The organism is Asticcacaulis sp. (assembly GCF_047605585.1).
Lineage (GTDB): Bacteria > Pseudomonadota > Alphaproteobacteria > Caulobacterales > Caulobacteraceae > Asticcacaulis.
Genome location: NZ_JASGFK010000004.1, coordinates 229,224 through 247,423 on the forward strand (window position 1 = coordinate 229,224; position 18,200 = coordinate 247,423).

Sequence of the window (18,200 nt, forward strand, 5' to 3'; positions counted from 1 at the left end):
ATTTATCCACAGTGTGAACATATGGGGAACATCAACAAGGATGTTCGCCATGCTGGATACCAGGGTCTATAGTTGTCCGCCGCAGGTGAGGGATCTGCCGCAGGAAACGCAGATCGGCATCACCTGCCGGGCTTGCGGGTCGCAATGGGGGGAAAGCGTTCAGGGGCTGATCGCGCGCCATATGGGGGCGGAGTTCGTCGATCTGCTGGAATGGAAGTATCGCTGCCGCGATGAGGCGTGCGGCGGGCTGGTGCGCGTGGTCATTGATGGTCAGGCGCCCGAAGCGCCGCAGGTGCAGCCGCGTGTGTCGGTGCTGGCGGGGCCCAAGGCGGTGGGGCCGAAGCGGCCGCTCTATCCGGTCAAGGCCGTCGTCAAGCCGCGCGTGGCGCCGCCACCGGTTATTCCGGCGGCGAAACGGCAATTGTCGCTGCCGCTCGTTCCGCATTGAGTTTTTAGGGCCGGGTAGGGCAGGGTTGCGGCATGAGTGATGTGTCCAAATCCCGGCCGGCGGCTGCCTGGTGGCGTTTGCTGGCGGCGTCTGTATTCACGGCGGTGCCGGCGATCGGCCTGCCGTCTTTCATTTCGCACCTGTACCGGGTGCGCCCGCATGTCACCGATGCGCCGGGTGGGTATGTGCTGCCGCATTACCGCGATGGCGTGACCTGGTATTTCGCCCATGCCGACGAGACCCTGATCAAGGGGCTGTCGTTCTGGCTGCTGGCGGGGGTGATCCTGCTGATGTTCGTCGGCGGGCAGATGTTGCGACGGCCGCTGAAACAGTGGCTGAGGCGGCCACATTCCGGCGACGATCAGATCAGGACATGATCGACCGGCTGGGGCAGGGGCGGCAGATCGCTTTCGCCCAGGGCCTCGCGCATGTTGAGTTCGATGGTTTCGGCCAGGGCCGATAGCGGCAGGTTGTTGGCGGACAGGCCGAAGGGTTCCTCCAGTTCGTCGCCCAGGGCATCGAGGCCGAAGAAGGTATAGGCAACCAGGACCGTGGCCAGCAGGGTGGCCCAGCCCAGGGTCTCGGCGAAACCGAAGGGCAGCAGGAAGCAGAACAGATAGGCCGTGCGGTGCAGGAGCAGGGTATAGCCGAAGGGCACGGGGGTGGTGCGGATGCGTTCGCAGGTGGTCTGGACCATCGACATGTCGGCCAGGGTCCGGTCGAGCATCTGGAACGGGATGTCGCCGATGCGGCCATCGGCGCGGCGGGCGGCCAGATCTTCGGCCATCAGGCGCAGTATGGCGTCGGGCGGAAACCGGCTGGCGCGCCAGCGGGCGGCCTCTTGCGGTGACAGATGTTGCGTCACACGCGCTTCCTCGCCGAACCCCGGGCGCAGGTGCTGGACCAGGGCATGGGCGAAGGCGGAGGTCAGGTTGAGCCAGCGCGTCCGGTCCTGCGGCGGCAGGATGAGGGTCTGGCGCGACAGGGTGCGGCTGTAGAGGATCAGTTCGCCCCAGTGCTTGCGGGCTTCCCACCAGCGGTCATAGCAGGCGCTGTTGCGGAAATTGAGAAAGACCGAGATGGCGATGCCGACCAGGGCAAAGGGCGCGCCGCTGTAATTGGGTAGTAGGTGCGGCCAGGCCTTGCCGGTCAGAATGACGGCGACCGAAATCGCCGCGACGATCAGTACCTGCGGCAGGATGCGCGGCACTATGGAGCCCTGCATCACGAAGAACAGTTGCAGCAATCTGGGGCGGGAGCGGACGATCATCGGGGGACTCAGAAGGGTTGCGCCATACTGGTTAAGCGTCGTGGCCCTGCGATGCAAGGCGTCAAAGACGCGCAGTTGCCTTCGTACCGAGAGCGGGTTAGGCTCAGCTTATAAAAACGGGAGGTCCTCATGTCGGTAACGGGTATTGGCGGCGTCTTTTTCCGGGCGGAAGATCCAAGCGCCTTGAAGGCCTGGTATCACAAGTATCTGGGGCTCAGTTTCGATTTTAAGGCGCCCTGGGTGCAGGAAGCCGGCCAGACCCTGTTCATGCCGTTCAGCAAGGGCACGGATCATTTTCCCGCGGACAAGCAATTTATGATCAATTTCCGGGTGACGGATCTGGACGGGCTGCTGGCGAAACTACGTGAAGCGGGTATAGGCATCACCACCAATCCGGACTGGGATACGCCCAAGACCGGCCGGTTTGCTCATATCCATGATCCGGAAGGCAACCGGATCGAATTGTGGGAGCCGCCGGCGGAGTAATCCAGTCAGCGGCTGCCAGGGTTTTTGGCCAGCGAGATATCCGCCGCCTTCGCAACGCGCGAAATGCGCGGGAAGATATATTTGAACGACGTCGCGTGGGCATCGGCGGCATTGGTGGTGCAGGCGTCCTCGACCACGACCAGGTCGTAATTACGTTCCCAGGCATCGCGCGCGGTGGATTCGACGCCGATATTGGTGGCGATGCCCGCGAGCACGATGGTTTTGATGCCACGGCGGCGCAGCTGCAGGTCAAGGTCGGTGCCATGGAAGGCGCCCCAGTTACGCTTGTGGACGACGAGGTCACCCGGCTGCTGCAGGCCGTCGACAAATTCGTAAAAAACGGGCGGCAGGCCGCCGACGGGCAGGCCTGCCGGTTCATCGACAGGCTGCTTCAGGGCATCATTATAATCGTTGGCCCAATAGACATGAACCAGAACGACGGGGCTGCCGGCGGCGCGGAAGCGTTCGGCCAGGGCCTTGCCCCTGGCGACGACATCGGCGCTTTCATGCGGCGCGCGGCCGGGCGTGGCGATGCCCTTCTGCAGGTCGATCAGGACGAGGGCGGTGGTGCGGGGATCAAGCGGGAGGAGGGACATGGTGTACCTTTACTTATTGTCGCCCCCGGAAAGCTTTGTGTAGCAAAGTCAGGCCGCATGGGTCCACCGCATTTTCAGCAAACCGCGTTACAATCCGTTGAATCCATGTCATAAGTGACACGAATTAGCCGCGCTTCGGACTCATGGCAAAGGCCTAATGTCGCGAATCAGTTGTGTATTCGGGAGTGTTTTTCTTGTCTTCAAAGCCCATTGTCTTCATCGCCACTCCCTGCTTCGGCGGACAGGTCACCCAGACCTACATGCAATCGATCATCTCGCTGATGGGCTATTGCTCCCACCGCGATATCACCCTGACCCTGGCCATGCTGGGGCATGATTCCCTGATCACGCGCAGCCGCAACACCCTGGTCTCGGCCTTCCTGGCGTCGGAAGCGACCCACATCATGTTTATCGACGCCGATATCGGTTTCGCGCCGGAACATGTCGAGCGCATGCTTGAAGCCGACAAGCCGCTGGTGGCTGGCATCTATCCGCTGAAGGTGCGCGACTGGGCGCTGCTGGATGGCATGACCCCGCCGGACGAAGCCAGCCTGCACTATGTCGGTACGCCGTTCGACGATGCCGAATGGGATGGCGATTTCGCCACCGGCGCCTATGCCGGCACCGGCTTCATGCTGATCCGCCGCGACTGCATCGAGGCCATGCGCGAGGCCTATCCGACGCTCAAATATGGCCATGTCCATGCCTTCCCGCGCGCCAAGGACCTGGGCACCGAGCATGTGGCCCTGTTCGAATGCATGATCGAGGAAGGCTCCGGCCTCTATCTCAGCGAGGACTTCGCCTTTTGCCAGAGATATCGCGCCATTGGCGGCAAGGTCTGGCTGGATACGAAGGGCGAGCTGACCCACGTCGGCAGCCATGACTTTGTCGGCCGTCCGCACGGCCGCTTCGCCCCGCCCGTGCAACTGCAGAAGCTGACGGGCTGAGGCGCGCTTTACCCATTTTCTGGCCTGTTTACTGTAGGGCCGCGCAGGCGACGCGGACGCCGGCCCCGCCGATCGGCTGGGTGCTGTAATCGTCCGGCAGGGCATGGATCACCACGGACGAGCCATCCGCATCCATCAGGGCTGGCAGCTTGCCGCCTTCACGCGCGCTGACCAGTGCCGAATAGACCTCGGCTACGGCCGTGCCGTCGGCATGGGCGAAGATATTGGGCAGGTCGCCGGCATCGTTGGCATCCGCATTGAGCAGGCCGTGGGTAACCGGCGTCATGCTGTGGACGTGGCCGCCGGCCGAAGCGAACTTCTCATCGGTGCACGAGCCTTTTTCATGGAAGTGCATGGCGTGCCAGCCGGGGGTGAGGCCCTTGGCCTCGACGCGCAGGATAACGCCATTGGGGGCCGGCTTGATGGTGACCGTGCCCATATCGGTGCCGGTGGGGCTTGCCAGTTTGCCGGTCAGGGTATCGGCGGCGGGCAGGGGGGCGGGCGCCGGCGTATTCTGCGCCAAGGCGGGGCTGGCGAACAGGGCGATGGCGGCGAGGCTGTAGCGGATCATATGGGGCTCCCAGTTGCGAATGATTCTGAACTGGAAAGCGTTAACAGGGGAATCCGGCCTTGCAAAGGCGGGAATGTAAGGAAGCCATCAAAATTGCGGCATGAAGGTTTCGGCCGAAGCGCGGTCCCATTCGCGTTGCAGGCGGTCATCGACCCCGCCGGTCAGCAGGACGCCGGGGGCCAGTTTCTGATAGGCGACATCGCCGCGCACCACCTCGCCGGTGGTTGAGCGCATATGGAGATGCCAGGGGCGCAGGTCCTGCGGATGGGAAAGCCCCGCCGCGCCGACCACCTGGGCGATGGCGCCGAGCGTATTGCGGTGGAAGCTGGCGACGCGGGGCGCTTTGTCGGCCACCACCAGGGCGCGCTGGCGGTTCTTGTCCTGGGTAGTGATGCCGGTCGGGCATTTGTTGGTATGGCAGGCGCGGGCCTGGACGCAACCGAGCGAGAACATGAAGGCACGGGCGGCCATGACGTAATCGGCGCCCAGGGCGTGGATGCGGCAGAAATCGAAGGCGGAGACCATCTTGCCGGAGGCGCCGAGCTTGAGTTCGTCGCGCAGGCCGGCGCCGGTCAGGGCATTGTGCATGAAGCTTAAGCCCTCGGTGAGCGGCAGGCCGACATGATCGGACAGTTCCATCGGCGCGGCGCCGGTGCCGCCTTCGCCGCCGTCGATGACGATGAAGTCAGGGCGGATGCCGGTTTCGAGCATGGCCTTGATGATGGCCAGCACCTCAAAGCGGTGGCCGACGCACATCTTGATGCCGACGGGCTTGCCGCCGGAAAGCGTGCGCAATTGCTGGATGAAGGCCATCATCTCGATGGGGGTGGAAAAGGCCGAATGGCGCGAGGGCGAAATGCAGTCCTGCGTGGTGTCGATCAGGCGGGTGGCGGCGATTTCCGGGGTGATCTTGGCCCTGGGCAGCACGCCGCCGTGGCCCGGCTTGGCGCCCTGGCTGAGTTTCAGCTCGATCATCTTGACCTGCGGATCGGCGGCGGTTCTGGCGAAGAGGTCGGGGTCGAAATGGCCGTCCTTTGTGCGGCAGCCGAAATAGCCGGTGGCGACCTGCCAGATGATGTCGCCGCCGCCTTCACGGTGATAAGGGCTGATCGAGCCTTCGCCGGTATCGTGGGCGAAGTTGCCCATCTTCGCGCCGGTGTTGAGGGCCAGGATGGCGTTGCGGCCGATGGCGCCGAAGCTCATGCCGGAGATATTGAGGATCGAGGCATTATAGGGCTGGGTGCAGGCCGCGCCGCCGATGTCGATGCGGAAATCGGCGTCCTTGATCTCGACCGGCATGACCGAGTGCGACACCCAGCCATAGCCGGTGGCGGCGGTATCGAGCACGGTGCCGAAAGGGCGCATGTCGGAGGCGTTCTTGGCGCGCTGGTAGACGATGGCGCGCTGGTCACGCGAAAAGGGCAGGGGATCGCGCTCGTCCTCGATCAGGTACTGGCGGATTTCGGGGCGGATATATTCGAAGATGAAGCGGAAATGCCCCATCAGCGGATAGTTGCGCAGGATCGAATGACGCGTCTGGAAGAGGTCGTAAAGGCCGAGCAGAGTCAGGGGCAGGAGGATGACCAGCGGCCAGGCGAATTCCGGGTTGAGGGTGCAACCGAGCGCCAGGGACAGGAGGGTAAGGGTGACGGTCAGGTTGAAAACGAAGAAACGCGACATGGCTGGCTCCCGATGCGGTAGCGCGTCTTAGCATACCGGCCGGCGGCGGCAATCGTCAGATGACAAACTATTCACGCGTAAGCCGGTTGCAGGCGAGACAAGTTCGGCATAGGTTCGCCGGCACCCATAAATCATAATGTGAGTTCTTATGATCGATCGTCGTTTTCTGGTTGGCGCACTGGGCGCCCTGCTGGGCCTGACCGCTACGGAAGCCCTGGCCGCCGCCAAGAAGAAAAAAGCCGCTGCCAAGAAGACGACGGCGAAAAAGAAAACCACCAAGACGACGAAGAAAACGGCAAAGGGCAAGGCGGCGCCGAAAAAGGCCGTAAAGAAGGCCCCGCCCCCTGAGCCGGTCGAGCCGCCACCCCCACCGATCCCTGAGGTGACACCGCCGGAAGTGGCGCAGGCCCTGACCTCGGCCTTCGGCGCCATATTGCGCGAAATGCTGCTGGCCTCGCCGGTGCTGGCCACCTATGCCGGGCTCGACAAGCCGGAATATGGCGAATTCGCCGCGTTGAAAGCGAAACTCGATGACCGCAGCGCCGCCGCTCAGGCTGCGCATGTGACGCGCCTGAAGCGGGCGGTCGACCAGCTCAACGCCATTCCGCGCGACCAGCTGGCGGCCGCGGATCGGGTCAATTACGACGCCGTGCTGTGGGACAACACCAACCAACTGGCCCTGGCGCGCAACTTCACCTTCGGGGACAGCGCGCCCTGCGGCGGATCGTGGAGCGGGGGCTTCCCCAATCCGTACATTATCAGCCAGCTTTCGGGCTCCTGGCAGTATATTCCGGACTTCCTCGACAGCCAGCACACGATTGAGAACGCGGCCGACGCGCAGGCCTATCTCAGCCGCCTGACCGCCTGGGCCGGGGTGCTCGATCAGGAAACGGCGCGGGCCAGGGCCGATTTCGCCCGCGGCGTGGTGCCGCCCGATTTCATCATGAGCAAGACGATCGCGGCGCTGACCGCCCTGCGCGACGCCGATCCGGCGACATCCGGTCTGGTAACGTCGCTGGTGACGCGCACGGCGGCCAAGGGCATTGCGGGCGACTGGCAGGTTCAGGCCGCGACCATCGTTTCCGGTCCGGTGAAAGAGGCGCTGGGCCGCCAGCTCGATGCCCTGACCGCGCAGCAGAGCGTGGCGAAGCATGACGCGGGCGTGCTGAACCTGGGCAATGGCGCGGCCTATTATGCGCAGTGCGTCAAGCTCAACACCTCGTCCAGCCTGACGGTGAAAGACATCCACAAGCTGGGTCTGCAAAAGGTCAGCGATCTCACCGCCGAACTGGATACGCGTTTCCGCGCCATGGGGCGCAGCCAGGGTTCGGTGGCCGATCGCATGAAGGCCATGTACAAGGACCCGCAGTATCTCTACCCCAATGACGATGCCGGCAAGGCGAAGCTGCTCGACGATCTGAATACCAAGGTCAAGACGGTGCAGATCCGTCTGCCGCAGTGGTTCGGCGTGCGGCCCAATACCCAGGTGCAGGTCAAGCGCGTGCCGGTGGCTACCGAGGCCGGGGCGCCGGGCGGTTATTACAGTCCGGGATCGGTCGATGGTTCGCGGCCGGGGATGTACTACATCAATCTGCGCGATATTTCCGAGCTGCCGAGCTGGACCCTGCCGACGCTGACCTATCACGAAGCGATCCCCGGCCACCACCTGCAGGGCACGATCCAGCAGGAGACCAAGGGCCTGCCGATGCTGCGCAAGCTCTCCAGCTTCAATGCCTATGTCGAGGGCTGGGCGCTCTATGCCGAGCAGCTGGCCGGCGAGATGGGCATGTACGACACGGACCCGGCCGGGCGCATCGGCTATCTGCACGACGCGCTGTTCCGTGCGGTGCGGCTGGTGGTCGATACCGGCATCCACGGCGCCGGCTGGAGCCGCGAGCAGGCGATTACCTATATGATGGATACGGCCGGAAAGGCGCAGGGCGAGGCGACGGCCGAAGTGGAGCGCTATTGCGTCTGGCCCGGCCAGGCCCTGGGCTACATGGTCGGCAAGCTGGAATGGCTGCGCCTGCGCGATGCTGCCAAGGCGAAGCCGGGCTACGATATCAAGCGTTTCCACGATACCGGCCTTCTGTGCGGCGCCGTGCCGCTAGATGTGCTGGATGATGTTTATAAGGCCGCAGGCCTGATCTGATGAAAAGGGATAGTTCCATGATCAATCGTCGTAATCTGCTGGCCGGCGCTTCCGCGCTCACGGCCGTGGCCGTTTCGGCCTGTTCGAAGCCGGCGGCCAAGGCGGCCGATCTCAACGCCGTCTTCCAGTCGATGTATGATGAGACCGTGGCCAATTCGCCGATGCTGGCCACCTCGCTGGGGCTGGACAAGGACAAGCTGGCCGGGCTGAAATCGAAGCTCGATCCGGCCACGCCGGAAGAACGCGCACGCCTGACCGCCTATTACGAGAAATCGGCGACGGCGCTGAAGGCCATCGACCGCAAGACTCTGACCGGCATGGACCGCATCAACTACGATACCGTGCTTTGGGATACCGAAACGACGCTTGAAGGCTACAAGAGCTTCAAGTTCGGCGATGGCGGCACCTATTGGGGACCGTACCCGATCACGCAGCTGACCGGCAGCTATCAATCAGTGCCGGACTTCCTCGACAGCCAGCATAGCATCGAGACCAAGGATGACGCCGACGCCTATGTCAGCCGCCTGAACCAGTATGCCCAGCTGCTCGATCAGGAAACGGCGCGCTTCAATGCCAGTATCGCCGACGGCATCGTGCCACCCGACTTCGCCCTGCAGAAGGCGATCCGCCAGATGGAAACCCAGGCAGGGACCAAGGCCGATGTCTCGCCCCTGGTGCAGTCGATCGTCAGCCGCACCAAGGACAAGGCCATCGCCGGCGACTGGTCTACCCCGGCCACCAAGGCCTATCAGGACGCGGTCCTGCCGGCGCTCGGCCGCCAGATCGACGCGCTGAAGACAGCCCTGCCCAAGGCGACGCACGATGCCGGCGTCTGGCACATTCCGAACGGCGACGCGCGCTATGCCTTCGGCGTCAAGGCCAATACCTCGACCACGATGTCGCCCGATGAAATCCACCAGATCGGGCTCGACAAGGTCAAGGAAATCTCCGCCGAGATGGACACCATCATGAAGGCGCAGGGCATGACCAAGGGCACGACCGGCGAACGCCTGGCCGCCATGCACAAGGACCCGAAGTTCTGGTACGAAAACACCGATGCCGGCAAGGACAAGCTGCTAGCCGACCTGAACAAGCAGGTTGAGGTCGTCTTCAGCAAGCTGCCGCAGTTCTTCGGCACCCTGCCGAAATCGAAGGTGGTGGTGAAGCGTGTGCCCAAGGCGACCGAGCTGGGCGCGCCGGGCGGTTACTACAACGGCGCTTCGCTCGACGGCAAGCGTCCGGGCGCCTACTATATCAACCTGCGCGACACCAAGGAAGTGCCGAGCTGGACCCTGCCGACCCTGACCTATCACGAGGCGATTCCCGGCCACCACCTGCAGATCTCCATCCAGCAGGAAAACAAGAACCTGCCGGAACTGCGCAAGATTTCGGGTTTCAACGCCTATATCGAGGGCTGGGCGCTCTATGCCGAGCAACTGGCTGGCACCGACATGGGTATGTATGCGACCGATCCCTTCGGCCATATCGGTTACCTGAGCGACGCCCTGTTCCGCGCCTGCCGCCTGGTGGTCGATACCGGTATGCACCACAAGAAGTGGACGCGCGAGCAGGCCATGGCCTTCATGATGACCAATCTCGGCGATTCCAACGAAACCGAGATCGAGCGCTATTGCGTCTGGCCCGGCCAGGCCCTGGGCTACATGGTCGGCAAGATCCAGTGGCTGAAGCTGCGCGCGGCGGCCACCGCCAAGGCCGGGGCGGCGTTCGACATCAAAAAGTTCCACGACACCGGGCTTCTGTGCGGCGCCGTCCCGCTGGCGGTGCTGGAGCAGGTCTATACGGACGCGGGCCTGATCTAAGAGTGACAACGGCGGAACCCTGGTTCCGCCGTTTTTTTATTCGAAGACCTTTTCCACATTGGCGCCGGTATAGCGCGTCTTCTCGAAGCGGAGAGACCGGCGGTGCGCGCGAGGCCCTCTCGAAGAGGTCATGACAAATCCACATGAAAAACTGCCGTTATGTAACATTGGTATTGATGTCGTCTTTGAAATAGATTTCACTCAGGGCCGGGTCTGCGTCTGGAACGGCGGTTTGACGTAAGGGCCCGGGATTCCCAACGGGGCGGGGCCGTCTGCATGATTTACCGCCGCAGCCGGACCTCGTGGGTGAAGAATGAGAGATCAGGGTGTTTCGGGCGCTGGAAAGCGGCTCCGTGTGGTGATTGTCGGGGGCGGCACGGCGGGCTGGATGTCAGCGGCGCTGCTGGCCCATATCGGCCGCGGTCGTCTGGCCGATTTCACCCTGGTCGAATCCGAGGATATCGGCACGATCGGTGTGGGCGAGGCCACCATTCCGGCGATCAAGCGCTTCAACCGCCTGCTCGATATCAATGAGCGTGATTTCATCCGCCAGACCCAGGCCAGTTTCAAGCTGGGGATCGAGTTCGTAAACTGGGGGCGCGACGGCACGCGCTATTTCCACCCGTTCGGCCCTATAGGCGAACCGCTCGGCCGTACCGGTTTCGAGCATTTCCTGGCCCGGCGGCGCCTGGCCGGGCATGTCGAAAGTTTTGAGGATTACGCCATCAACTGCGTGGCGGCGAAGCTGAATCGCTTTCGCACCCCACCGCGCGACGGTTCCGTCTTGTCGCATCTCAGCTATGCCTATCATTTTGACGCCAGCCTCTATGCCGCCTTCCTGCGTCGTCACGCCGAGGCCAATGGCGTGCGGCGGATCGAGGGCAAAATCACCCGTGTAGGGCAAAACCCGGAGAGCGGCTTCATCGAAAGCCTGACCCTGGCGGATGGACGCGAGGTACGCGGGGATTTCTTCATCGACTGTTCCGGACTTTCGGGGCTGCTGATCGAAAAGACACTGAACAGCGGCTATGACGACTGGAGCCATTTTCTGCCCTGTGACCGGGCGACGTTCGTTCCCAGTGAGCGGGTGGAGCCGCTGACACCCTATACGCGTTCCACCGCGCATTCGGCGGGGTGGCAATGGCGCATCCCGCTCCAGCACCGCACGGGTAACGGTCATGTGTTCTCATCGGGTTTTATGGCGGATGACGTGGCGGCGGATATCCTGATCCGGACGCTCGATAGCCCGCCCTTGGCTGAGCCGAAGTTCCTGCGCTTCAAAACCGGCCGGCGGCGTTTGAGCTGGAACCGCAATGTGGTGGCGATCGGATTATCGGGTGGTTTTCTGGAGCCGCTGGAATCGACCAGTATTCACCTGATCCAGTCCGGCCTGGTGAAATTGCTCGACTACTGGCCTGAACCGGACTTCAACCCGCTATTGAGCGAGCAATATAACCGCGCCATGGCCACGCAGTATGAGGGTATACGCGATTTCATCATCCTGCATTACAAGGCGACCGAGCGAGAGGATTCTGAATTCTGGCGTTATTGCCGCCATATGGCGGTGCCGGACAGCCTGACCTATAGGCTGGATCACTTCCGCGCCGCGTCGCGCATCGTCCTTACGCCGGGCGAACTGTTCCAGCCGACCAGCTGGCTGGCGGTAATGCTGGGGCAGAACATCGTGCCGCAGGGCTATGATCCGGTGGCCGATATTGTCGATCCGGTGCGCGCCGATGCTGAGTTTGATGCCTTACGGGCGACGATCGATCGGGCGGCGCAGACCCTGCCGACCCATGCGGCGTTCCTTGAAGGCCTGCGCGCGTAGAGGACATGTAAGATTTTGAATAAATTAAATATTCTAAAAATTTTCTCAATTCGCGCCGAGAACATATTGCGAACATGGAACAAATGAGGTACGTATAAATCCTCACGACGATGAAAACAGACCCCGCGGGCGGGGAATCGTGACATAGGAGGGTTTGGTTATGTCATCTCAAGCGGTATTGAAATTGGTAGGCAAGAACGAAGGTGAAAAGCAGCGCGCTCTGGAAGCGGCGCTGGCGCAGATCGATCGCGCATTCGGCAAGGGCTCGGTGATGAAGCTGGGCTCCAATGGCAAGGTGCAGGAGATTGAATCCATCTCCACGGGTTCGCTGGGCCTGGATATGGCGCTCGGCATCGGTGGTCTGCCGAAGGGCCGTGTCATTGAAATCTACGGACCGGAATCGTCGGGTAAGACGACGCTGGCCCTGCACACCGTAGCGGAAATCCAGAAGCAGGGCGGCACGGCGGCCTTTGTCGACGCCGAACACGCGCTCGATCCGACCTATGCCCACAAGCTGGGCGTCAATCTCGACGACCTGCTGGTTTCCCAGCCGGATAACGGCGAGCAGGCGCTTGAAATCACCGATACCCTGGTGCGTTCCGGCGCCGTCGATATCGTGGTCGTCGACTCGGTGGCGGCGCTGACGCCGCGCGCCGAAATCGAAGGTGACATGGGTGACAGCCTGCCCGGTCTGCAGGCCCGTCTGATGTCGCAGGCCCTGCGCAAGCTGACCGGCTCGATCTCGAAATCCAAGTGCATCGTCATCTTCATCAACCAGATCCGCATGAAGATCGGCGTCATGTACGGTTCGCCCGAAACGACGACCGGCGGTAACGCGCTGAAATTCTATGCCTCGGTCCGCCTCGATATCCGCCGCACCGGCGCCATCAAGGTGCGTGACGAAAACATCGGCAACAGCGTCAAGGTGAAGGTGGTCAAGAACAAGATCGCGCCGCCGTTCCGCGAGGTCGAGTTCGATATCCTGTTCGGTGAGGGCATCTCCAAGATCGGCGAGATCATCGACCTGGGCGTCAAGGGCGGGATCGTCGAGAAGTCGGGCTCCTGGTACTCGTACAATTCGACCCGTATCGGTCAGGGCCGCGATAATGCCCGTGATTTCCTCAAGGCCAATCCGGATATGGCGAAGGAGATCGAAAACGGTATCCGCAAGAAAACCGCCGCCATCTCCGAGGAGATGCTGGGCGCACCGGAGCCGGACGCCAATGAAGGTGATGAATCGCTGTAGTGTTCTGGTGATGCGAACCAAACCCATGCTTTCGCATTGCTGACGAAGAAGGCGTCCCGCAAGGGGCGTCTTTTTTGTTGCGCTCATTACAAAAAGATAGCCCTGCCTGCGCAAAGGTCTTTGCGCTTGTGTGTAACCCCCTCTATATAGCGGTCTTTATTTTCAAGAACCGAAGACCCTCATGCCGTCCTTAAATCAGATACGTCAGACCTTCCTCGATTACTTTGCCAAGCAGGGGCATGAGGTCGTTTCGTCCTCGTCGCTCGTGCCGCATAACGATCCGACCCTGATGTTCACCAATGCCGGCATGGTGCAATTCAAGAACGTCTTCACCGGCGCGGAAACGCGGCCTTACAATCGCGCGACGACTTCGCAGAAATGCGTGCGTGCCGGCGGCAAGCATAACGACCTCGATAATGTCGGCTATACGGCGCGCCACCATACCTTCTTCGAAATGCTCGGTAACTTCTCCTTCGGCAACTATTTCAAGGCCGAGGCGATTGAATTTGCCTGGAAGCTGATCACCGAGGACTATGGCATCGATAAGAACCGCCTGATGGCGACGGTCTATATCGATGACGATGAAGCCTTCGACCTGTGGAAGAAGATCGCCGGCCTGCCGGAATCGAAGATCGCCCGCATCGCCGGTTCGGACAATTTCTGGTCGATGGGCGACACCGGTCCGTGCGGCCCCTGCACCGAAATCTTCTATGATCATGGCGATCATATCTGGGGCGGTCCTCCGGGTACACCGGAAGAGGACGGCGATCGTTTCGTCGAAATCTGGAATCTCGTCTTCATGCAGTTCGACCAGTCGGCCGATGGTACGCGGGTCAGCCTGCCGAAGCCGTCGATCGATACCGGCATGGGTCTGGAACGCGTCGCCGCCGTGTTGCAGGGCGTGCATAACAACTATGATATCGATCTGTTCAAGACCCTGATCGGCGCTTCGGAAGCCGCCACCGGCGTCAAGGCCGAGGGGGACAGCCTGCCGTCGCACCGCGTCATTGCCGATCACCTGCGCTCGTCCTCCTTCCTGATCGCCGACGGCGTCACGCCGTCGAACGAAGGCCGCGGCTATGTGCTGCGCCGTATCATGCGCCGCGCCATGCGCCATGCCTATCTGCTCGGTGCGCAGGAGCCACTGCTGCACAAGCTGGCGCCGACCCTGGTCAGCGAAATGGGCGGCCACTTCGGTGAACTGAAGCGTGCCGAGGCCACTATTGTCGAGACCCTGCGTCAGGAGGAAGAACGCTTCCGCCGCACGCTCGGCCGCGGCATGACCCTGTTGGACGACGCGACGCGCGACCTCAAGGAAGGCGACATGCTGAGCGGCGAGACCGCCTTCAAGCTGTACGACACCTATGGTTTCCCGCTCGACCTGACCCAGGACGCCGTGCGCGCCAAGGGCCTGAGCGTCAATCTCGATGGTTTCGAGCAGGCCATGGAGGCCCAGAAGGCGCGCGGTCGTGAAAACTGGACCGGTTCGGGTGAAAAGGCCCAGGCCTCCGAATGGTTTGCTATCAAGGACGCGGTCGGCGCCTCGGAATTTGTCGGCTACGACCATCTCGAAGCGCAGGCCCACGTGCAGGCCCTGGTGCTGGACGGCGCGCAGGTCAAGGAAGCCCTGGCCGGCGATATGGTCGAAGTCGTTTTCGAGAAGACCCCCTTCTATCCGGAAGGCGGCGGTCAGGCCGGCGATACCGGCACGGCCGAACTGCTGCATGGCAAGGGCCTCATCAAGGACGCCTATCGCCAGGCCGGCGATCTGATCGTCCACCAGCTGGAAATTACCGAAGGCGCGCTGAAGATCGGCGACAAGGTGGAACTGAAGGTTGATGCCGAAAAGCGCCATACCACGCGCTCCAACCACTCGGCTGCGCACCTGCTGCATGCCGCGCTCAAGCACGTGCTGGGGCCGCATGTGGCGCAGAAGGGGCAACTGGTCGATGCCGACCGCATGCGTTTCGATTTCAGCCACGGCGGCCCGCTGACGGATGACGAGATCGCGCGCATCGAAGGCGAGGTCAATGCGGTGATCCTGCAGAACGAAGCCGCCTCCACACAGCTGATGTCGCCGGAAAAGGCGATCGAGGCCGGCGCCGTGGCGCTGTTCGGCGAGAAGTACGGCGAGGAAGTGCGCGTTCTGGCGCTTGGTCATGCGCTGGAAGGCGATGGCAATTACTCTGTCGAACTGTGCGGCGGCACCCACGTTTCGCGCACCGGCGATATTGCCCTGTTCAAGATCATTTCCGAAGGTGGTGTGGCGGCGGGTATCCGTCGTATCGAAGCCTTTACCGGTGAGGCGGCGCGTCAGTACCTGCTCGGCCAGGCCGGTGTGGCGCAATCGCTGGCCGATCAGTTCAAGGTGCCGGTGGCGCAGGTTGAAGCCCGCGTCGAGGCCCTGATCGCCGAGCGCAAGCGTCTGGAGAAGGAACTCTCCGAGGCCAAGCGTGCGCTCGCCGTTGGTGGCGGTGGGGCGGCCTCCGGACCGGAAGAGATCAATGGCACCAAGGTCATTGCCCGTGTGCTGGAAGGCGTTGGCGGCAAGGATCTGCGTCCGCTGGCCGAGGACTTCAAGAAGTCGGTCGGCAGCGGCATTGTGGCACTGGTCGGCAAGCTGGATGGCAAGGCGGCCGTTACCGTGGCGGTGACGCCGGACCTGACGGGCAAGTACAATGCCGCCGAGCTGGCCAAGGCGGCGGTGATCGCCATGGGCGGCCAGGGCGCCGGCGGCAAGCCGGACTTCGCCCAAGGCGGTGCGCCGGACGATTCCAAGGCCGATGAAGGTCTGGCGGCGGTCAAGGCGCTGATTTAACGCCTAAATTAATCAGTGTCAGCCGTTGAAAAATTGCATACCCTGTCTGGAAACGGACAGGGTATTTTCTTATGAACAGACTATCCGGCAAAACCGCCTTCATCACCGGCGCCGCCAGCGGAATTGGGGCGGCCATCGCTGAGGCCTTTGTGGCAGAGGGCGCTTTCGTCGTCATCGGCGATATCAATGCCGAAACCGGCGCGGCGCGGGCAGCGGCATTAGGGCCTAATGCGCGCTTCCTGCGCCATGACGCCACGGATGAGGCACAGTGGGCGGCGGCCATGGGCGCCATTGTGGCGGCGCATGGCGGGCTGGACGTGCTGGTCAACAATGCCGGTATTACCGGCACTGAAGGCGGGCATCCGCATGATCCGGAGCATACCCGCCTCGATGACTGGCATCAGGTGATGCGGATCAATCTCGACAGCGTGTTCCTTGGTTGCAAGCATGCCATCCAGGCCATGCGCGCCACCGGACGGGGCGGCTCGATCATCAATATGTCGTCGCGATCCGGCCTGGTGGGGGTGCCGAAGACGGCCGCCTATGCCGCCAGCAAGGCGGCGATCCGCAATCACAGCAAGACCGTCGCGCTCTATTGCGCCGAGCAGAACCTCGGCATCCGCTGCAATTCGCTTTATCCGGCCTCGATCCGCACGCCGATGTGGGACGCCATGATCGATGGCGCTGAGGACGAAAAGCGTCTGCTGGCCAATATGCCGCTGCACCGCTTCGGCCGGCCGGACGAGGTGGCGGCGGTGGCCATCCTGCTGGCCTCGGACGAGGCGACCTATATTACGGGTTCGGAATTCAATATCGACGGTGGCATACTGGCCGGCACGGCGACTTCCCCGAAATAGACCCTGTGGTCAAATGCCCGGATCTGTGCCATGCAAAAGGTCATGATCATTTCCGACAGCCTAGTTTGCCTGCATCTGCATAAATCCGGCGGCACCTTCCTCAATGCCCTGCTGATGAAATGCCTGCGTTCGGCGCGGCGGGTCGGCTATCATCTGCCCTATAGCGAGGTGCCGGCGGCTTTTCGCGGCCTGCCGGTGCTGGGGACGGTGCGCAATCCCTGGGACTATTATGTCTCATGGTACCATTTCCAGCAGGGCCAGGAAAATCCGAACCCGCTGTTCCGCATTTGCAGCGAGGACGGCGCGCTGGGTTTTGAAGGTACGGTGCGCAATCTGGTCGGCCTGGTCGATGATGACGCCCGGATCGACCGGCTGGCGGCGATTTTCCCGGACCATTTTGTCAATCACGGCCTGAACCTGCGCCGTCAATGTATCGAAAGCCTGCGCGGATCGGGCAAGGGCTTTTACACCTTCCTGCATGACCGGCTCTATGCTGGGGCCGAGGCGCCGCAGGTGCTGCGCATGGAATCCTTGCGCGAACAGCTTTATGGCCTGACGCTCGGCGGCACGATTGTGGAACAGGCGCGCATGAAGGCCTTTCTCGATACCACGCCGAGGCTGAATGTAAGCGAACGGGGGCGTTATGGGGATTATTATTCGCCCGAGCTGCGCGATCTGGTGGCGTGCAGGGACCGGCCGGTGATCGAGACCTACGGTTATAGCTTTCAGGACACGGATGGAAAATAGGTCATGATAACTGTGGACATTGGTCTCGGCTTGAGGCTAGGCTCCGGTCATCGGCTATTATAGTTCAGGCTTATGAATTTCGCGCAGGACGCCCAGAAGCTGGGTACATTCGATATCAGCGCATTGAAGACGGTGGTTGCCGGCTTCGATGACAGCGTCTGGTATGGCGATGACAGCCGCCAGAAGATCTATCCGGCGCACGCCAGCACCCAATCCCTGAAGCTGATTGCCGACGCCGATTTTCGCCACACAGACCCGACCACCCAACCGGCCTTTGCGCCGCTGGAACCGCTGATCCGGCCCTTCATGGACCATATTCGCGGCGTCTATCTTCAAACCCTGCGCCAGCGCCGTGTCGCCGAAGCGCACGGGGCGGGCTATTTCATCCGCGTTCTGCTGGCGCGTCTGCCGGCCGATACCGAAATCAAGCCGCATATCGACGAGGGCGAGTCGCTGAAGCGCTGTCATCGCATTCATGTGCCGATCATCACCAATCCGGACAGTCTGTTCATGGTGGGCCGGCTGAAATTCCACATGCCGGAAGGCGAGATGTGGGAAATCAACAATCGCCGTACTCACGCCGTCCGCAATGATGGCACTGAGGCACGCATTCATCTGATCATGGACTATGTCCAGCCGGGGGAGACGGTGTTCGACCTCGAAGGCCCCATCACCGCTTAAGGCCCCATCACCGCTTAAGGCCCCATCACCGCTTAAGGCCCCATCACCGCTTA

The 18,200-nt window shown here is 62.2% G+C and carries 16 protein-coding genes; 12 read left to right on the top strand and 4 right to left on the bottom strand.

Annotation, left to right across the window (positions count from 1 at the left end; translation table 11 throughout):
* Positions 1-49 precede the first annotated feature (49 nt).
* Together QM647_RS13005 and QM647_RS13010 are read left to right on the top strand one after the other, a co-directional pair.
* Complete coding sequence (locus tag QM647_RS13005; protein WP_414995953.1) at positions 50-448, top strand: hypothetical protein; 399 nt, start codon at positions 50-52, stop codon at positions 446-448.
* Positions 449-480: 32 nt separating this feature from the next.
* Positions 481-825 carry a hypothetical protein gene (locus QM647_RS13010; protein ID WP_414995954.1) on the top strand — a complete coding sequence of 115 codons (345 nt, stop codon included), beginning with the start codon at positions 481-483 and terminating at the stop codon, positions 823-825.
* Here the strand turns inward: QM647_RS13010 and QM647_RS13015 are convergent.
* Positions 810-1,718 carry a bestrophin family protein gene (locus QM647_RS13015; protein WP_414995955.1) on the bottom strand — a complete coding sequence of 303 codons (909 nt, stop codon included), beginning with the start codon at positions 1,716-1,718 and terminating at the stop codon, positions 810-812. The two genes, QM647_RS13010 and QM647_RS13015, sit on opposite strands and share 16 nt — an antisense overlap.
* A 129-nt stretch (positions 1,719-1,847) precedes the next feature.
* Between QM647_RS13015 and QM647_RS13020 the strand changes: the two genes are divergently transcribed.
* Positions 1,848-2,204 carry a VOC family protein gene (locus QM647_RS13020; protein ID WP_414995956.1) on the top strand — a complete coding sequence of 119 codons (357 nt, stop codon included), beginning with the start codon at positions 1,848-1,850 and terminating at the stop codon, positions 2,202-2,204.
* 5 nt (positions 2,205-2,209) lie between these two features.
* Here QM647_RS13020 and QM647_RS13025 read toward each other — a convergent pair whose 3' ends face one another.
* Entirely contained in the window at positions 2,210-2,800 is a 591-nt protein-coding gene (locus QM647_RS13025) for a hydrolase (RefSeq protein ID WP_414995957.1), read from the bottom strand.
* Between the two features lie 194 nt (positions 2,801-2,994).
* Here QM647_RS13025 and QM647_RS13030 point away from each other — a divergent pair, with 194 nt between their 5' ends.
* The gene (locus QM647_RS13030; protein WP_414995958.1) at positions 2,995-3,747 is read left to right on the top strand and encodes a hypothetical protein; all 753 of its coding nucleotides are present in this window, start codon (positions 2,995-2,997) and stop codon (positions 3,745-3,747) included.
* A gap of 28 nt (positions 3,748-3,775) precedes the next feature.
* Here the strand turns inward: QM647_RS13030 and sodC are convergent, their stop codons facing one another.
* Together sodC and QM647_RS13040 are read right to left on the bottom strand one after the other, a co-directional pair.
* Positions 3,776-4,318 (bottom strand): superoxide dismutase[Cu-Zn], encoded by a 543-nt coding sequence (gene sodC, locus QM647_RS13035; protein ID WP_414995959.1) that lies wholly within the window; start codon positions 4,316-4,318, stop codon positions 3,776-3,778.
* Between the two features lie 87 nt (positions 4,319-4,405).
* Positions 4,406-5,998: an FMN-binding glutamate synthase family protein gene (locus QM647_RS13040; RefSeq protein ID WP_414995960.1), complete on the bottom strand. Its 1,593-nt coding sequence runs from the start codon at positions 5,996-5,998 to the stop codon at positions 4,406-4,408.
* Positions 5,999-6,146: 148 nt separating this feature from the next.
* Here QM647_RS13040 and QM647_RS13045 point away from each other — a divergent pair, with 148 nt between their 5' ends.
* The 8 genes from QM647_RS13045 to QM647_RS13080 all read left to right on the top strand — a co-directional run bounded on the left by QM647_RS13045 (position 6,147) and on the right by QM647_RS13080 (position 18,147).
* Positions 6,147-8,150, top strand: coding sequence for a DUF885 domain-containing protein (locus QM647_RS13045; RefSeq protein ID WP_414995961.1), 2,004 nt, complete (start codon positions 6,147-6,149; stop codon positions 8,148-8,150).
* Positions 8,151-8,167: 17 nt separating this feature from the next.
* A complete protein-coding gene (locus QM647_RS13050; protein WP_414995962.1) occupies positions 8,168-9,970 on the top strand; it encodes a DUF885 domain-containing protein in 1,803 nt (600 codons plus the stop codon).
* Between the two features lie 313 nt (positions 9,971-10,283).
* Positions 10,284-11,798 carry a tryptophan halogenase family protein gene (locus QM647_RS13055; RefSeq protein WP_414995963.1) on the top strand — a complete coding sequence of 505 codons (1,515 nt, stop codon included), beginning with the start codon at positions 10,284-10,286 and terminating at the stop codon, positions 11,796-11,798.
* A 160-nt stretch (positions 11,799-11,958) separates the two neighbouring features.
* Positions 11,959-13,044: a recombinase RecA gene (gene recA, locus QM647_RS13060; RefSeq protein ID WP_414995964.1), complete on the top strand. Its 1,086-nt coding sequence runs from the start codon at positions 11,959-11,961 to the stop codon at positions 13,042-13,044.
* Positions 13,045-13,225: 181 nt separating this feature from the next.
* Positions 13,226-15,862 (top strand): alanine--tRNA ligase, encoded by a 2,637-nt coding sequence (gene alaS, locus QM647_RS13065; RefSeq protein WP_414995965.1) that lies wholly within the window; start codon positions 13,226-13,228, stop codon positions 15,860-15,862.
* A 71-nt stretch (positions 15,863-15,933) separates the two neighbouring features.
* On the top strand, positions 15,934-16,719 hold the full coding sequence (locus QM647_RS13070) for a glucose 1-dehydrogenase (protein WP_414995966.1): 786 nt from the start codon (positions 15,934-15,936) through the stop codon (positions 16,717-16,719).
* 30 nt (positions 16,720-16,749) lie between these two features.
* A complete protein-coding gene (locus tag QM647_RS13075) occupies positions 16,750-17,466 on the top strand; it encodes a hypothetical protein (protein ID WP_414995967.1) in 717 nt (238 codons plus the stop codon).
* Between the two features lie 72 nt (positions 17,467-17,538).
* Positions 17,539-18,147, top strand: coding sequence for an aspartyl/asparaginyl beta-hydroxylase domain-containing protein (locus QM647_RS13080; protein WP_414995968.1), 609 nt, complete (start codon positions 17,539-17,541; stop codon positions 18,145-18,147).
* The last annotated feature ends 53 nt before the right edge of the window (positions 18,148-18,200 follow it).

Excerpts from the sequence above, each read along its gene's own strand:
- QM647_RS13005 (WP_414995953.1), top strand. The coding sequence starts at position 50 with ATGCTGGATACCAGGGTCTATAGTTGTCCGCCGCAGGTGAGGGATCTG.
- QM647_RS13010 (WP_414995954.1), top strand. The coding sequence starts at position 481 with ATGAGTGATGTGTCCAAATCCCGGCCGGCGGCTGCCTGGTGGCGTTTG.
- QM647_RS13015 (WP_414995955.1), bottom strand. The coding sequence starts at position 1,718 with ATGATCGTCCGCTCCCGCCCCAGATTGCTGCAACTGTTCTTCGTGATG.
- QM647_RS13020 (WP_414995956.1), top strand. The coding sequence starts at position 1,848 with ATGTCGGTAACGGGTATTGGCGGCGTCTTTTTCCGGGCGGAAGATCCA.
- QM647_RS13025 (WP_414995957.1), bottom strand. The coding sequence starts at position 2,800 with ATGTCCCTCCTCCCGCTTGATCCCCGCACCACCGCCCTCGTCCTGATC.
- sodC (WP_414995959.1), bottom strand. The coding sequence starts at position 4,318 with ATGATCCGCTACAGCCTCGCCGCCATCGCCCTGTTCGCCAGCCCCGCC.
- QM647_RS13040 (WP_414995960.1), bottom strand. The coding sequence starts at position 5,998 with ATGTCGCGTTTCTTCGTTTTCAACCTGACCGTCACCCTTACCCTCCTG.
- QM647_RS13045 (WP_414995961.1), top strand. The coding sequence starts at position 6,147 with ATGATCGATCGTCGTTTTCTGGTTGGCGCACTGGGCGCCCTGCTGGGC.
- QM647_RS13050 (WP_414995962.1), top strand. The coding sequence starts at position 8,168 with ATGATCAATCGTCGTAATCTGCTGGCCGGCGCTTCCGCGCTCACGGCC.
- QM647_RS13055 (WP_414995963.1), top strand. The coding sequence starts at position 10,284 with ATGAGAGATCAGGGTGTTTCGGGCGCTGGAAAGCGGCTCCGTGTGGTG.
- recA (WP_414995964.1), top strand. The coding sequence starts at position 11,959 with ATGTCATCTCAAGCGGTATTGAAATTGGTAGGCAAGAACGAAGGTGAA.
- alaS (WP_414995965.1), top strand. The coding sequence starts at position 13,226 with ATGCCGTCCTTAAATCAGATACGTCAGACCTTCCTCGATTACTTTGCC.
- QM647_RS13070 (WP_414995966.1), top strand. The coding sequence starts at position 15,934 with ATGAACAGACTATCCGGCAAAACCGCCTTCATCACCGGCGCCGCCAGC.
- QM647_RS13075 (WP_414995967.1), top strand. The coding sequence starts at position 16,750 with ATGCAAAAGGTCATGATCATTTCCGACAGCCTAGTTTGCCTGCATCTG.
- QM647_RS13080 (WP_414995968.1), top strand. The coding sequence starts at position 17,539 with ATGAATTTCGCGCAGGACGCCCAGAAGCTGGGTACATTCGATATCAGC.